Here is a 13,930-nt window from a genome sequence, read left to right as displayed (position 1 = left end):
ACTGCGCGTCACCACGAAGATGTCCAACTGGGCACGCCGCCCCAGAATGGCGTTATCAGCTGTTTTGTGCGCTGGATCGGAGACGCCATGAAGGACCTCAAGATCGAGCAGAAGCGCTCGCTGTCCCGCCTTGAGGCGGCTGATCAGCTCGCGGCACTCGCGGCCGCGTTGAGGCAGGGTGAGGACGCCGAGCTGGAACTCGAGCCCTGGAAGCTGAGCCTGCGGATCCCGGCCGACCTTCGTGGCGAAATAGAGCTTGAGGTCGGTGACGGGGAGATCGAGCTGGAGATCGAGTTCAAGTGGTCGACCGCACCCGCTGCACCGACCACCAAGCGGACTGCCACGAGGCGGAGCGCCACGAAGCGGACCGCCGCGAAGAAGTCCTGAGCCGCCACACGAAAGAGCCCCTCTCCAGTAATGGTGGAGAGGGGCTCAACCCCTGGTCGGGGTGGTGGTGGCTGGGGCCGGGGTCGAACCGGCGACCTATCGCTTTTCAGGCGATCGCTCGTACCAACTGAGCTACCCAGCCGCGAGGCCTATGACAAGCCTCAGCGGTCCTGACGGGATTTGAACCCGCGGCCTCCACCTTGACAGGGTGGCGAGCACTCCAAACTGCTCCACAGGACCTTGCGTTGCGTACGACAGTGTCGCACACCGTACTGCGTGCCCCCAACGGGATTCGAACCCGTGCTACCGCCTTGAAAGGGCGGCGTCCTAGGCCGCTAGACGATGAGGGCTATCGGCCCGCCTGGGCGCTTCTCAGCGCGTCGGGGACGTGAGAAGCATATGGGATGGCGGGAGGTATCGCCAAAACGGTTTACGGGGACGGGCTGGGTGCGGGAGTCGGGGAGTCGGTGGCGCCCGGCTGGTTCTCCTCGACCAGGTGGCGCCTCACCTCCGCCGTGGTCAGGCCGAGGCCGCCCAGTTCGATCTCGTCCCAGGCCTGCAGGCGGCGGGTCTCGCGGTCGAAGTAGAGGACCGACGTCTGGATGGGGTCGGGGTGCTTGCCCTCGATCGCGCGCAGGCCGCTGCCGCCGGTGGAGCCCTCCAGGCGCAGCCGGGTGCCGAACTGCATGACCTCCATCTCCTGGTGGTGGAGGTGCCCGGCCAGGGCCAGCGGGACCTCGCCGTCGGTCTGGCGGGCCGCGACCGGCTCGTGGGCGATGGCCACGTCGACGGGGGTGCCGGCGGCCGCCTGGTCGCGCAGGGACGTGGCCAGGCGGGCGCCCGCGAGTTCGTTGGCGGCGTCGCCGCCCGGGACCTGGGAGCGGTCGGGGGTGAACTGGGGGTCGCCGATGCCGGCGAAGCGCAGGCCCGCGATGGTCTGTGCCTTGCCGTCGTCCAGGACGTGGACGTTCTTGAGGTCCTCCAGGTAGCGCTGGGTCAGGCCGGAGTCGTGGTTGCCGCGGACCCAGACGTAGGGGGCGCCGAGGTCCTCGATGGGGTCGAGGAAGCCGTTCTCGGCGGCGGTGCCGTGGTCCATGGTGTCGCCGGAGTCGACGATCACGTTGACCTTGTACTGGCTGACCAGCGAGGCGATGATCTTCCAGCTCGCCGGGTTGAGGTGGATGTCGGAGACGTGCAGGACGCGGACGGTGCTCGGGTCCGGCGTGTAGGCGGGGAGCGTGGAGGTGGCGTCGTAGAGCTTGGTCACGTTGGTGACCAGGCGGGCCAACTCCTTTTGGTAGACGTCGAATTCGGTGACGATGCTGCGCGCGTTGCCGACCAGGGACGGGGCGGAGGACAGCAGGCCCGAGAACTTCGGTTCCAGGACCGACTCGGGGTTCCACGTCGCGTAAGCCGTGCCGCCCGACGCGGCCAGGAGGGTCAGGGCCATGCCGCCGGCGGCCAGGGCGCGGCGGGGGCGGCGGTAGACCGCGAGGCCGAGGGCCGCGGCGCCGGTGACTACGGCCACGCAGCTGCGAACGGCGAGGTCGCGGGTGCCGCGGGCGACGTCCTGGGCGACCTCGTCCTGGAGGCCGGAGAGGCGCTCGGGGTGGTCGACCAGGGCCTGGGCGCGTTCGGGGTCGAGCTGGTCGACGTTGACGTCCAGGCGGACGGGCGCGATGTGGCTGTCCAGCTGGAGGGCGCCGAGCGGGGAGACGTTGATCTTCGTGCCGCCGGTGATGGACGGGCGCAGGGTCATCGTCGTGTTCATCGGGCCGACCGGCACGCGCACGTTGCCGACGATCAGCAGGCCCAGCCAGGCGCCCAGCAGGACGACGGTGACCAGGCCGAGGGCGCGCGTCCAGGGGTGGGGCTGGGTGACGAGCTCCAGGCTGGGCAGCGGGCGGCGCGTGGAGTAGCGGCGGGCGAGGGCGCGCGGTGCCCGGGGGATGTGGGCGAGGACTTTCATGACTGCGGCGGGGACGCGGGCCATTGGTCCCGTATGCCCAAGTGCGGGGTCGGATATGCGGGGCCGTTGGTGGCTCCTTTCCCGACCGTGTCGTACCCGACAATGGGCATGTGCTGGAGATGACGCGCGAGGAGTTCGAGGAACTGGTCGCCGAGGCGCTGGACCGGATTCCGCCGGAGCTGACGCGGCTGATGGACAACGTCGCGGTGTTCGTCGAGGACGAACCGCCCGCGGACGATCCCGAGCTGCTCGGCTTGTACGAGGGGACGCCGCTCACCGATCGCGGGGAGTGGTACGCCGGAGTGCTGCCGGATCGGATCACGATCTACCGGGGGCCGACCCTGCGGATGTGCGAGACGCGGGAGGAGGTCGTCGCGGAGACCGAGGTGACCGTGGTGCATGAGATCGCGCACCACTTCGGGATCGACGACGAGCGGCTGCACGCACTCGGCTACGGGTGAGCGAGGGCCGCACTCGGACGGGTGGCCGGGTGGTGCCGCGGGACGCGTGTCCTCTTGTGGGCGGCGGGAGTTGGGCAGGTTGACTTCTTCGCCCGCCACTGGAGGTGGCCCCCGTGCGCCCCTTGTACGTACCTGTCCGTCTGGCCGCCACGGTGGTGGCCGTCGCCGCTGCAGCCGGCTGTATGAGTGTGGGCGACGACGGTGGAGGCGGGAGCGCGAAGCCGTCGCACTCCGCGGGGCAGCGCGGTGGTGAGGCCCCGGACGGGGGGTCGGCCGTGTCGGGCGGTGGGTCCGGGTACGGGGCGCACGCGGACGACGGCAAGCGGGGGAAGGCGAAGGACAAGGCCAAGGGCGAGAAGGGGGCCGTGGCGTCGGCCTCTCCCGCCGCCTCGCCGTCGGCGGAGGTGAGCGCGTCCGCCCCGGCGGGGGGCGGCAGCCCGGACAAGCCGGGGCAGAGCGAGAAGCCCGGTCCCACCCGTACGGCCGAACCGACGCCGACCCGGACGGTGGAACCGGAGCCGACGCCCACCGAGGTGCCGACCACCGTCACGCCGYCGCCCACGGAGGCCGAGCCCTCGTCGTCGGCGCACGAGGAGACGGGGCCGCAGCTGGGGCAGCGGGAGCCGGCGCCGGCCGCGGGGGCGCCGGCGTGACGTTCGGGGCCGGGCGACGTGGTGGTGAGTGACGTTGCCTACACCGGCTTCGGTCGGTTTGCCTTGGGGGGCTGGGGGTGCGTATGGTGGTAGATCGTTTGATCCCATTTGCCCGGCGCCAACGCAGAGCGCGCCGTGTGGCGCGTACTCTCCCTTGCCGTGGCGGACCGCATTGAGGCGGTCGTATTGCGAATCACGGAGTTGACGGGCGCGTGCCGACGAGACTCCGGAAGGTTTCGCATACGCATGTCCATTTCCAGTACTGATCACGTTGTCGTGCCCGAGAACGGCGAGAACGACTCCGTCGAAGAGACCCCCGAGATCACCTTCTCGGACCTCGGCCTCCCCGAGGGCGTCGTGCGCAAGCTCGCGCAGAACGGCGTGACCACCCCCTTCCCGATCCAGGCCGCGACCATCCCGGACGCCCTGGCCGGCAAGGACATCCTCGGCCGCGGCCGCACCGGCTCCGGCAAGACGCTGTCGTTCGGTCTGCCGACGCTGGCGCGTCTGTCCGGCGGCCGTACCGAGAAGCACAAGCCGCGCGCCGTCATCCTCACCCCGACCCGTGAGCTCGCGATGCAGGTCGCGGACGCGCTCCAGCCCTACGGCGACCAGCTCGGCCTGAAGATGAAGGTCGTGTGCGGCGGTACGTCCATGGGCAACCAGATCTACGCCCTGGAGCGGGGCGTCGACGTGCTGGTCGCCACCCCGGGCCGACTGCGCGACATCATCAACCGCGGCGCCTGCTCCCTCGAGCACGTCGAGGTCGCCGTGCTCGACGAGGCCGACCAGATGTCCGACCTGGGCTTCCTGCCCGAGGTCACCGAGCTCCTCGACCAGGTTCCGGCGGGCGGTCAGCGGATGCTGTTCTCCGCGACCATGGAGAACGAGATCAAGACCCTCGTCGACCGGTACCTGACGGACCCGGTCCTGCACGAGGTCGACGCCGCGCAGGGTGCCGTGACGACCATGTCGCACCACATCCTGATCGTGAAGCCCAAGGACAAGGCGCCGGTCACCGCCGCGATCGCCTCCCGCAAGGGCCGCACCATCATCTTCGTGCGCACCCAGCTGGGCGCCGACCGCGTCGCCGAGCAGCTGCGCGACGCCGGCGCGAAGGCCGACGCGCTGCACGGCGGTATGACGCAGGGTGCGCGCACCCGGACGCTGGCCGACTTCAAGGACGGCTACGTCAACGTCCTCGTCGCGACCGATGTCGCCGCGCGCGGTATCCACGTCGACGGCATCGACCTCGTCCTGAACGTCGACCCGGCCGGCGACCACAAGGACTACCTGCACCGCGCCGGCCGTACGGCCCGCGCCGGCCGCACCGGCACGGTCGTCTCCCTGTCGCTCCCGCACCAGCGCCGCCAGATCTTCCGGCTGATGGAGGACGCGGGCGTCGACGCCGGGCGGCACATCATCCAGGGCGGTGCCGCCTTCGACCCGGAGGTCGCCGAGATCACCGGCGCCCGTTCGATGACCGAGGTGCAGGCGGAGTCCGCGGGCAACGCCGCGCAGCAGGCCGAGCGCGAGGTGGCTCAGCTCACCAAGCAGCTGGAGCGGGCGCAGCGGCGTGCCGCCGAGCTGCGTGAGGAGTCCGACCGGCTCGTCGCCCGTGCGGCGCGTGAGCGGGGCGAGGACCCGGAGGCCGCGGTGGCCGAGGCGCAGGCGGCGGCCGAGGCCGAGGCCGTCGAGAGCGTCGAGGCGTCCGTGCCCGAGCAGCCGGCGGCGCAGGACGTCGAGCGGGGCGACCGTGAGCGCGGTGGCTTCAACCGCGACCGCGACCGTTCCTACGACCGCGACCGTGGCGGGCGTTCCTTCGAGCGTCGGGACAACGACCGCGGCGGGTTCAACCGCGACCGCGACCGTGACCGTGGCTTCGAGCGTCGGGACCGTGACGGCGACCGTGGTGGCTTCCGTCGGGACGACCGGGGTGACCGTGGCGGTCGTTCCTTCGACGGTGACCGTGGTGGGTTCCGTCGGGACGACCGGGGTGACCGTGGTGGCCGTTCCTTCGAGCGCCGTGACGGCGACCGTGGTGGCTTCCGTCGCGATGACCGTGGTGACCGTGGTGGCCGTTCCTTCGACGGTGACCGTGGTGGGTTCCGTCGGGACGACCGGGGTGACCGTGGTGGCCGTTCCTTCGAGCGCCGTGACGGCGACCGTGGTGGCTTCCGTCGCGACGACCGGCCGGCCGCCGGGCGTTCCTTCGAGCGGCGTGACGAGCGTGGCGGTCACCGTGGCAGCGACCGTCCCTTCAACCGCGACCGCCGCGACGACCGTCCCGGTTTCCGCGCCGGCGGCCACGAGCGTCCCCAGGGCCGTCGTGACGACCACCGTGGCACCGGCGGCTCGTCCTTCGGCCGCCGCGAGGACAAGCCGCGTTGGAAGCGCAACGGCTGACACGGCCGTGACGGCTGACGCCTGACGCCTCTTGATTGCTGAAGGGCCCGTACGACTCCGGTCGTACGGGCCCTTCGTGCGTCGTGGGACGGCAGAGGGGCAGGGACAGCGCCGGCAACCTCTACCGCAACCCGGGCAAGGGGAACGGGACGTTCGGGCCCCGCGTGAAGATCGCGAGTGGCCGGCAGGGCTGCAAGGGCCTTTTCTAGCCAAGATGTGACGTGTGTCATGCCCCCGTCGGGGGAATTGCTGGGGGCATGACAGATGACGCCATAGCGAGTGGGCGGTCCTCCGGGAAAGTCTCGGACGAAGAGCGGCTGGCCCAGCTCGGCTACACGCAGGTTCTCGCCCGCCGCATGTCGGCGTTCTCCAACTACGCGGTCTCCTTCACGATCATCTCGGTCCTGTCGGGCTGCCTGACGCTCTACCTGTTCGGGATGAACACGGGCGGCCCGGCGGTGATCACCTGGGGCTGGGTGGCCGTAGGCCTGATGACCCTGTTCGTGGGGCTGTCGATGGCCGAGATCTGCTCGGCGTACCCGACCTCCGCCGGGCTGTACTTCTGGGCGCACCGGCTCGCGCCGCCGCGTACGGCTGCCGCCTGGGCGTGGTTCACGGGCTGGTTCAACGTGCTGGGCCAGGTGGCGGTGACGGCGGGCATCGACTTCGGGGCCGCGTCCTTCCTGGGCGCGTATCTGAACCTGCAGTTCGGCTTCGAGGTGACGCCGGGCCGCACGATTGTGCTGTTCGCGGGCATCCTGCTGCTCCACGGCCTGCTGAACACCTTCGGGGTGCGGATCGTGGCACTCCTCAACAGCATCAGCGTGTGGTGGCACGTGCTGGGTGTCGCGGTGATCGTCGGAGCGCTGACCTTCGTACCGGACGAGCACCAGTCGGCGTCCTTCGTGTTCGGCGAGTTCGTGAACAACACCGGCTGGGGCAGCGGGGTGTACGTCGTCCTGGTGGGTCTGCTGATGGCGCAGTACACCTTCACCGGGTACGACGCCTCGGCGCACATGACGGAGGAGACGCACGACGCGTCGACGGCCGGTCCGAAGGGGATCGTGCAGTCGATCTGGACGTCGTGGATAGCGGGTTTCGTTCTCCTGCTCGGCTTCACCTTCGCGATCCAGTCGTACAACGGTGCCCTCACGTCCCCGACGGGCGCGCCGCCGGCCCAGATCCTGCTCGACGCGCTGGGGGCGACGGCGGGCAAGCTGCTCCTCCTCGTCGTCATCGGGGCGCAGTTGTTCTGCGGGATGGCGTCCGTGACGGCCAACAGCCGCATGATCTACGCCTTTTCGAGGGACGGGGCGCTTCCCTTCTCTCACATCTGGCACACGGTCAGCCCGCGCACCCGCACGCCCGTGGCGGCAGTGTGGCTGGCGGCTGGTGGCGCGCTGGTGCTCGGCCTGCCGTATCTGATCAACGTCACGGCGTACGCGGCGGTGACCTCGATCGCGGTCATCGGGCTGTACATCGCGTACGTCATCCCGACGCTGCTGCGGCTGCGCAAGGGGGACGCGTTCGAGCGGGGGCCGTGGCATCTGGGCCGCTGGTCCGGGGKCGTGYGGGTGGTGGCGGTGGCGTGGGTCGGCCTGATCACGGTGCTGTTCATGCTGCCGCAGGTCTCGCCGGTGACCTGGGAGACCTTCAACTACGCCCCGGTCGCCGTCCTGGTCGTCCTCGGCTTCGCCGCCACCTGGTGGCTGGCCTCGGCCCGGCACTGGTTCCTCAACCCCGAGCACGAGCGGACCATCGCCCGTGAGGCGGGTCGAGTGACGGCGCCCGAACCGGTGGATCCGTAGCACTTCGGTGCGGCAGGGCTCATTCCGATGCCCTGTACCACCGCCGACGCGGCCGTGACCCCGATACCCGATCGGAAGCGCGGCCGCGTCCGGCTATGCTCGGGGTGGCAACATCGCCTGGGCCCTTAGCTCAATTGGCAGAGCAGTGGACTTTTAATCCATTGGTTGTGGGTTCGAGTCCCACAGGGCCTACGGCTGGTAGGCGGGGGATATGCCCTCTGACCTGCTACGCAGCGTCTGGGTCGGCTTCGGCTGGCTCGGGCGCTGCTTCGTTTTCGGGGCCGTGCGTGAGCGATGCGTGTGCGGGTGTCCGAGCCGGGTGGACGGACGTGCATCCGCGCGGCTACTGACACCACGGGTGACAGGCAGCTTTTGCCAGTCTGGCGTGGCCCTGTTCCGTCTACGGTATGAGCGCGAGACGTGCGCGATGGCAGTGACAAAGGGGGCGGTCGTGGATTCATTTGCGAAGAAGGTCGTCGTACTGACTGCCCTGCCTCTGGAGTACCGGGCGATGCGCCGCTTGTTGGAGGAGCCGAGGAGGGTCGACCACGCTGGCACCATCTTCGAGTGCGGGCGACTGGCTGGTACGTCCACGACGGTCTGCCTGGCCGTCACAGGAGCTGGAAACGACTCCGCAGCTGTTATCACCGAGCGAGCCATCAACTTCTTCCAGCCTGAGGCGGTCTTCTTCACCGGGATTGCGGGATCGCTCAAGGCGGATGTCTCCCCCGGCGACGTGGTGGTCGCCATTGAGGTGTACTCGTATCACGGAGGGAAGCAGGATCCGGACGGATTCAAGGCGCGCCCACGGGGTTGGGAAGCCTCCTACTCGCTTCAGCAAGTGGCGATGTACGTGGACAACGTGGGTGCCTGGGCCGCGAACCTGACACAGGACTCTGGGGAGTCTGCAGAAGTGCACTTCAAGCCCATCGTGACAGGTGACGTCGTGGTGAACGCCCCTGCTGGGTCGCCGCTGCGAGTCTTCTTGGACGAGCACTACAACGGCGCCGTCGCTGTCGAAATGGAGGCTGCAGGATTCGCCAATGCGGCTCACAAGGCCGAAGGGGTGCCTCACCTGATGATCCGGGGCATCAGCGATCTGGCGGACGGGACTAAACAGAGCACCGACCGCGTCGGTCTGCAAGGAATCGCGGCTCAGAATGCTGCGTCGTTCACGGCCGAAGTGATCGCTCACCTCACGCCTGCGGATGCCCCTTCAGGCCCAGAATCGGTTGTCACTGAGGGCGGGCCGAACGGTGAGCTGATCTGGCAGCCCCTCGATCAGCCAGCCGATGTGTCCTGGTACAGGGACCTCGTTCCTTCGAGTGCCTATACAAGCGGGCCTTCTCTGCTGGAGATTCACTTGGTGCCCGTACCTGTGACGAACCGAGTGCCGGCGGTGCGTATGCAGCAGCTGGCCGCCGAGCTGGTTGACCTGGGGCGTTCGGGAGGGTTGTTCACGAACCTCGAACACGTCGAGGTCCAGGACTCGGCCGAGATGATTGCGGTGACTGTGGCTGATCGGCGCGGTCGCTCGGCCGGGCTTGCAATCACGCGATCCGGTCAGCGCAGCGCTTGGGAAGCACTGCCGAATCCGGGCCTCACTTATGTGCTCGACGAGGACCATGCACGGGAGCGGATCACGGTTCTACTGGCCTTGTTGGAGGCTATTGACGGGCCAGCCTCTCCTTCCTACGCTCCCGCGGCTGGCATCGAGAAGACCATGCTGGTTACTGTCGAGCGCCTCAGCGAGGTCAACCCCAACTCCGCCGGGCTACGCGTGAGCGACACGCCCATCCGGGCAGAGCCCGAGGAGGCAGTCACCGCTGCGGTTGTTGCTGGCCGCGGCAGTGAATTGGCTAGGGAGCTGACCGCCCGATTGATCTACTCCTTCCGCTCTCCTCGCCGTTAAGGGCGGCTATGCCTGATGAGCGTCCTGCCACCCAGCTGATCAACGGGCCCGAGGGGCTACGTGGTGTCGGCTCGGCGACTACGTGGGATCAACGCCGCCGCCTTCTCCGCGATCTCGCGGTCCAGCTCCGGCAGTAGACTTGTGTAGGTGTCCGAGGTCAGCGTGATGGTGGAGTGCCGCAGCGTCTCCTTCACCGTGTGGATGTCACCGCCGCCTCCGTGCGTGAGCGTTGCGGAGACGTGGCGCAGGTCGCGGAGGGTGATGGGCGGCAGGTCGGTGGTGGCGAGGATGTGGCGGAAGGTCTCGGAGACCGTCTCGGGGTGGAGCCAGGAGCCGTCTTCCTTCGTGAAGACCTTGCCCGTGTCCTTCCAGGCGCTGCTCCACTGCGCCCGTTCCTTCTCCTGACGGACCTTGTGGTCTCGCAGGACGGCGATGTTCATGCTGTCGAGCGCGATCGTGTTCGCGCTGCCGTCCGTCTTCGGCTCGGACTCGTACGTGTCCCAGCCGCCACCACGATCTCCTTGGCTGGGGTGATGAGGCCGGCGTCTAGGTCGATCTCGTGCCAGTCCTGGCCGACCGCCTCGCCGCGACGGAGGCCGCGTGTACCCATGAGGTGGAAGGTCGCGTACAGCCGGTCGCCTTCGGCTGCGTCGAGGAAGGCGCCGAACTGCTGGGGCGTCCACACCATGACCGGGCCGGGGATCTCGCCCGTCTCACGCCACCGCCGGACCCGCTCGTTGGTCCACAGGAGGGGCTTCGGGCGCTTGCCGGACTCCAACTCGACGTGGGACGCCGGATTGAAGGTGATCAGCTGCTGGGCGATCGCGGAGTTCAGGGCCGCGCGCAAGGTACGGCGGATCGCCTGACGGGATGCCGGACCGGTGATCTTCCGGAACGGCTTCATCTCCGCCAGCTTGGCCCGTTCGACCGCGAGCAGCTTCCGCTCGGCTCCTACGGGGCGTCCGGGCTTACTCGGTTTGCAGCGGGCGATCTGCTCGCGGCGGGCTTCGTTCTCGGCCGCGATCACCTCGTTGTCGTCGGCGATCCCGTCGAACATCTCCACCAAGTGGCCGACGTTGAGCCGGTCGAGGCGTACGTGCCCGATGCGCGGCTTCAAGTGGACGCGGATGTGGGAGGCGTAGCCGTTGAGCGTGGTCTTGCGGCGCTTCTTCGCGGCGAACCACTCGCCGACGGTGAGGCTGCCGCGGAGGGCCAGGCCCGCCCTCAGGCGGCGCCGGGTCTCTTCTGCGTCGTCCGCGTACGGCAGCGCGACAGGTCCACGCCACCCTGACCGGCAGGGGCATCGGAGTCGGCGTGCACTACCCGCCCAACCACCTCCAGCCCGCCTTCGCCCCATGGCGGCGAGACCTGCCGGTCACCGAGCAACTCGGCCAGGAGATCCTGAGCCTGCCCTTCCACCCGGCCATGACCCCCACCGGACGCAGGTGCTGTGGTGTCACTGCTGGACCAGGCCCTGGAGCGGGTGCGATGAACCGCCGACGCATCCTGACCGTGTGCTACGGCAACATCTGCCGATCACCTCTTGCCGCCGCCGTACTCACTCAACTCGGCGGCGACACAGTCGAGGTACGGTCCGCAGGCATCCGGGACAAGTGGACCGGCAAACCCGCCCACCTCACCATGGCCGAGGCCGCCGCACCGCACGGCTACGACCTCAGCAGGCACCGCGCCCGCCAGGTCGACCGCGACCTGATGCACTGGGCCGACACCATCCTGGCCATGGGCGCCTCGAACCTGGCAGCCCTGCACGAGCTGGCCGACGAGGACACAGCCAGACGACTCGCGCTCTACCTGGGCGACCGCGACGTACCCGACCCGTTCGGCCAACCGGGCAGCGCGTTCAACGACTGCATCGAGATGATCGTCGCAGGCGCCGCCCGCCACCTTCAGTGTTCGGGCGGCTGACCCGCGACCGACAGGACTGCTTCGACGAGCCGCATCGCGCCACACGCGCTCGCTGAAGGTGTCGCCGCTGCGGCGGTAACAGTGCCGGGACCTCCAGTTCGAAGAACACACCAAGCCATACGGGCCTTGCGGCGGACCACCCATCCCACGAGAACCTCGCAAGGAAAACCAGGAGTTGGCTGCGAAGTACCGCGGCGGTCGCTACGCTCACAGCGTTGACTTGTCTAACCTGAGCGCAGAGGCTCAGGAGCTCCGACGTATGGACACCGGCCACAACCGTCGTCTCACGGGTGTATGTGCACTCACTCTGCGACAGCAGCGCAGCAGGCAGAAATTTTTGGCGTCCAACTCAAACGCCGACCGGTGCGGTGAGTGAGGTATTGGCGTGCCAAATTCTGTAAAGAAGCGAGCTGCGCACACACGCAAGGCATATTCGGGTGAGATTTACGAAGCTGCGCTTGCAGGGGTCTCGAACGATCGCACCCATGGGCTGGATTCGTGCGCGCCGGGACAGCGGAAGATGAACGCTTTGCTTGCTCTCGGTCTATTCAACCGTGGAGAAGACGGTGCACCTCCTGCAAAGTGGTTGTTGAGTACCCTTACCTGGTACACGATTACCGTGTCGCCCCGGTGGAATCAGCTGGTCTTCATCAGCGATGCCCCGGATAACGTCACCCGGTATCTGGTGCCGCATGGTGACAGCACCCCAAGGCTTCCGGGAATGCGATTGCGGGCTATCCACGACTACCGGACGTATGCATTGGAGCATGTCCCTACAGGGGCACGATTGGTAGTCACGAGCCGACTAGATGGAAAGCTGCAGGGGGTGCGAGAAGGTTCGCACTTCGATTTTCGCACGCTTGATGACCCACTGGACTCGGTAGAAGAGCGCCAGCTTGCCGACGTTCCGCCGATCGGTGACGCAGCCCAGACCCTGTTGGCTGGCATGGCTGCCCGTATGTCGATGACTGATCCTAAGGGGCGGTGGGCTACGGGGAACTGGTACTGGGACCCGTTGCGACGTGATGACGGCAGGGGTCGCGATGACGATTCGGATCCCCGGCGCAGGCTTTGGGGAGCAGGCGATGAATGGGAGGCCCAGTGGACAGGGCTTCCCTATCCGGAAGATGTCGCAGCGGCGCTAACGGATCCTATGGTCGGCATTTCTGGAGCGAGGCTCGCGAAAAGCGAGAGGGCGTACGACGTGACTTTCGGCGATTCGGTTCTCAAGATTCACATTTAGTGGAGATTTTAAGGACGGGTCCGCAAGTCGCCTTCGTGTAGAGAGTCATCGTCGTGCTTGAAATCCCCCAGAGTGCTCTTGCTGAAATGCCGTGGTGGGCTGCATTCTTCCTGGTTCTTCCGTTCTTTGTGCTGCGTTTTGCCCGCACTATCCTTCCAAAGGACTCGCGTGACCTCTACATGTGGTGGGTTGCCTTTTGGGAGCACCGCCGCAAGCGTGCGGCCTTAAAAAGGAGGAGGCGGGAGCGCCGTCGAGCCGTCGCGGAGGAAAGAAGGCAGGACCAGGAGCAAGGACCCCTTTCTCCTTGAGGGTGCGGGCGACCTCGCGGCGGATCTGCTCGTCGAGCCAATCCGGGTGCAGCGTGCGGATCTTGGTGTCGGTGCTCGCCGCTTCAGCTTGCATCAGGAGTGCGAGCTTCTGCGCGACGGCTTGCGGGTCTTTGCTCACCGTGTCGTCCCCGAAGCGCACCGGGGGCTGTACTCAGCGCTCACGGTGGACTGAACCCAAGGGAACGGTCGAGGTGCAGCAGGTGGTGCAGAACGTCGACGAGTGGCGCCACCCAATAGCGGGGATTCTTGTCTCAGGTGATCATGCTGCACCGTTCGTGGTCGGTGACTTCTTTCGCAGTAACGGGTGCGGTGTCGGCAGGCGCGAACGCGCTGGTCAGCAGGCTCTTCTGCGTGAGCGATGCGTGAGCGGATGGTGGAGCACAAGTCGTCATGAGGTGGATCGCGCCTCACGGCAGGTGTGTTCTGACCAGGTGGTTTCGGACCCTGAAGTGCTGCCCGGAACCACCCGGCATGCCATGGCCAGGACTTTTAAGCCATTGGTTGTGGGTTCGAGTCCCACAGGGCCTACGGTTCGCGGGCGGGGGATACCCCCTTTGACCTGCTGTGCAGCGCTCGGGTCGGCTTCGGTCGGGTCGGGCGCTGCTTCGTTTCTACGCCGACCTCGGCTGCCCTGACCTTGAGGGAGGGCATGCCGTCCGACCGCACTCGCAAGGCGATCCCGTCGCCGCGCTTCGCCCTCGCCATGTACCAGCGCCGCAAGGTGCGTTGCTGGATTGATGTGACCCTGTTCGCGATGGGCGGCGAAGCGCCACGCCGCGCCCGGACGAGACGGCCTACCCACATCGCCGTGCAACCTTCGTGATCGACGTCGGCAC

General features: G+C 67.8%; 11 protein-coding genes, 4 tRNA genes and 2 pseudogenes. 11 read left to right on the top strand and 6 right to left on the bottom strand.

The genetic code is table 11. The features are described from left to right. Positions 1–87: 87 nt before the first annotated feature. Complete coding sequence (locus EAO75_RS41365; RefSeq protein WP_148000173.1) at positions 88–387, top strand: amphi-Trp domain-containing protein; 300 nt, start codon at positions 88–90, stop codon at positions 385–387. A gap of 65 nt (positions 388–452) precedes the next feature. Here EAO75_RS41365 and EAO75_RS41360 read toward each other — a convergent pair. The 4 genes from EAO75_RS41360 to EAO75_RS41345 all read right to left on the bottom strand — a co-directional run bounded on the left by EAO75_RS41360 (position 453) and on the right by EAO75_RS41345 (position 2,380). Further along, positions 453–529 (bottom strand) — tRNA-Phe (locus EAO75_RS41360). A 23-nt stretch (positions 530–552) separates the two neighbouring features. Continuing rightward, positions 553–627, bottom strand: a tRNA-Asp gene (locus tag EAO75_RS41355). A gap of 37 nt (positions 628–664) precedes the next feature. After that, a tRNA-Glu gene (locus EAO75_RS41350) sits at positions 665–737 on the bottom strand. 80 nt (positions 738–817) lie between these two features. Further along, entirely contained in the window at positions 818–2,380 is a 1,563-nt protein-coding gene (locus EAO75_RS41345) for a metallophosphoesterase (RefSeq protein WP_148000172.1), read from the bottom strand. Between the two features lie 86 nt (positions 2,381–2,466). Between EAO75_RS41345 and EAO75_RS41340 the strand changes: the two genes are divergently transcribed. The 6 genes from EAO75_RS41340 (at position 2,467) to EAO75_RS41315 (ending at position 9,596) form a co-directional block, all read left to right on the top strand. Next, complete coding sequence (locus EAO75_RS41340) at positions 2,467–2,817, top strand: metallopeptidase family protein (protein WP_055723322.1); 351 nt, start codon at positions 2,467–2,469, stop codon at positions 2,815–2,817. A 113-nt stretch (positions 2,818–2,930) separates the two neighbouring features. Then, on the top strand, positions 2,931–3,470 hold the full coding sequence (locus EAO75_RS41335; protein ID WP_148000171.1) for a hypothetical protein: 540 nt from the start codon (positions 2,931–2,933) through the stop codon (positions 3,468–3,470). A 246-nt stretch (positions 3,471–3,716) separates the two neighbouring features. Beyond that, positions 3,717–5,876, top strand: coding sequence for a DEAD/DEAH box helicase (locus EAO75_RS41330; RefSeq protein WP_148000170.1), 2,160 nt, complete (start codon positions 3,717–3,719; stop codon positions 5,874–5,876). A 257-nt stretch (positions 5,877–6,133) separates the two neighbouring features. Further along, positions 6,134–7,684, top strand: a complete 1,551-nt coding sequence (locus tag EAO75_RS41325) for an amino acid permease (protein WP_148000169.1) — start codon at positions 6,134–6,136, stop codon at positions 7,682–7,684. Positions 7,685–7,803: 119 nt separating this feature from the next. Next, a tRNA-Lys gene (locus EAO75_RS41320) sits at positions 7,804–7,876 on the top strand. Positions 7,877–8,111: 235 nt separating this feature from the next. Further along, positions 8,112–9,596, top strand: coding sequence for a 5'-methylthioadenosine/S-adenosylhomocysteine nucleosidase (locus tag EAO75_RS41315; protein WP_187284785.1), 1,485 nt, complete (start codon positions 8,112–8,114; stop codon positions 9,594–9,596). A 56-nt stretch (positions 9,597–9,652) separates the two neighbouring features. On the opposite strand, the pseudogene xerC reads toward EAO75_RS41315, so the two are convergent. Then, positions 9,653–10,842, bottom strand: a pseudogene (gene xerC / locus EAO75_RS47930) (tyrosine recombinase XerC); the annotation flags it as partial. A gap of 68 nt (positions 10,843–10,910) precedes the next feature. Between xerC and EAO75_RS47925 the strand changes: the two are divergent. The 3 genes and pseudogenes from EAO75_RS47925 to EAO75_RS41295 all read left to right on the top strand — a co-directional run. Then, positions 10,911–10,970: pseudogene (locus EAO75_RS47925) on the top strand (hypothetical protein); the annotation flags it as partial. 114 nt (positions 10,971–11,084) lie between these two features. Beyond that, positions 11,085–11,522 (top strand): low molecular weight protein-tyrosine-phosphatase, encoded by a 438-nt coding sequence (locus EAO75_RS41300; RefSeq protein WP_148000587.1) that lies wholly within the window; start codon positions 11,085–11,087, stop codon positions 11,520–11,522. Positions 11,523–12,042: 520 nt separating this feature from the next. Then, positions 12,043–12,765 carry a hypothetical protein gene (locus EAO75_RS41295; RefSeq protein WP_148000167.1) on the top strand — a complete coding sequence of 241 codons (723 nt, stop codon included), beginning with the start codon at positions 12,043–12,045 and terminating at the stop codon, positions 12,763–12,765. A gap of 147 nt (positions 12,766–12,912) precedes the next feature. On the opposite strand, the gene EAO75_RS41290 is transcribed toward EAO75_RS41295, so the two are convergent. Continuing rightward, positions 12,913–13,212, bottom strand: coding sequence for a hypothetical protein (locus tag EAO75_RS41290; RefSeq protein WP_148000166.1), 300 nt, complete (start codon positions 13,210–13,212; stop codon positions 12,913–12,915). 531 nt (positions 13,213–13,743) lie between these two features. On the opposite strand from EAO75_RS41290, the gene EAO75_RS46280 reads away from it, so the two are divergent. Next, the gene (locus EAO75_RS46280; protein ID WP_187284783.1) at positions 13,744–13,917 is read left to right on the top strand and encodes a hypothetical protein; all 174 of its coding nucleotides are present in this window, start codon (positions 13,744–13,746) and stop codon (positions 13,915–13,917) included. The last annotated feature ends 13 nt before the right edge of the window (positions 13,918–13,930 follow it).

It is taken from the genome of Streptomyces sp. UW30 (genome assembly GCF_008042075.1).
In the GTDB taxonomy this organism is placed as follows: Bacteria; Actinomycetota; Actinomycetes; order Streptomycetales; family Streptomycetaceae; genus Streptomyces.
Note: the sequence above shows the minus strand (reverse complement) of the source record. Positions and strands in the feature narration are given on the sequence as shown.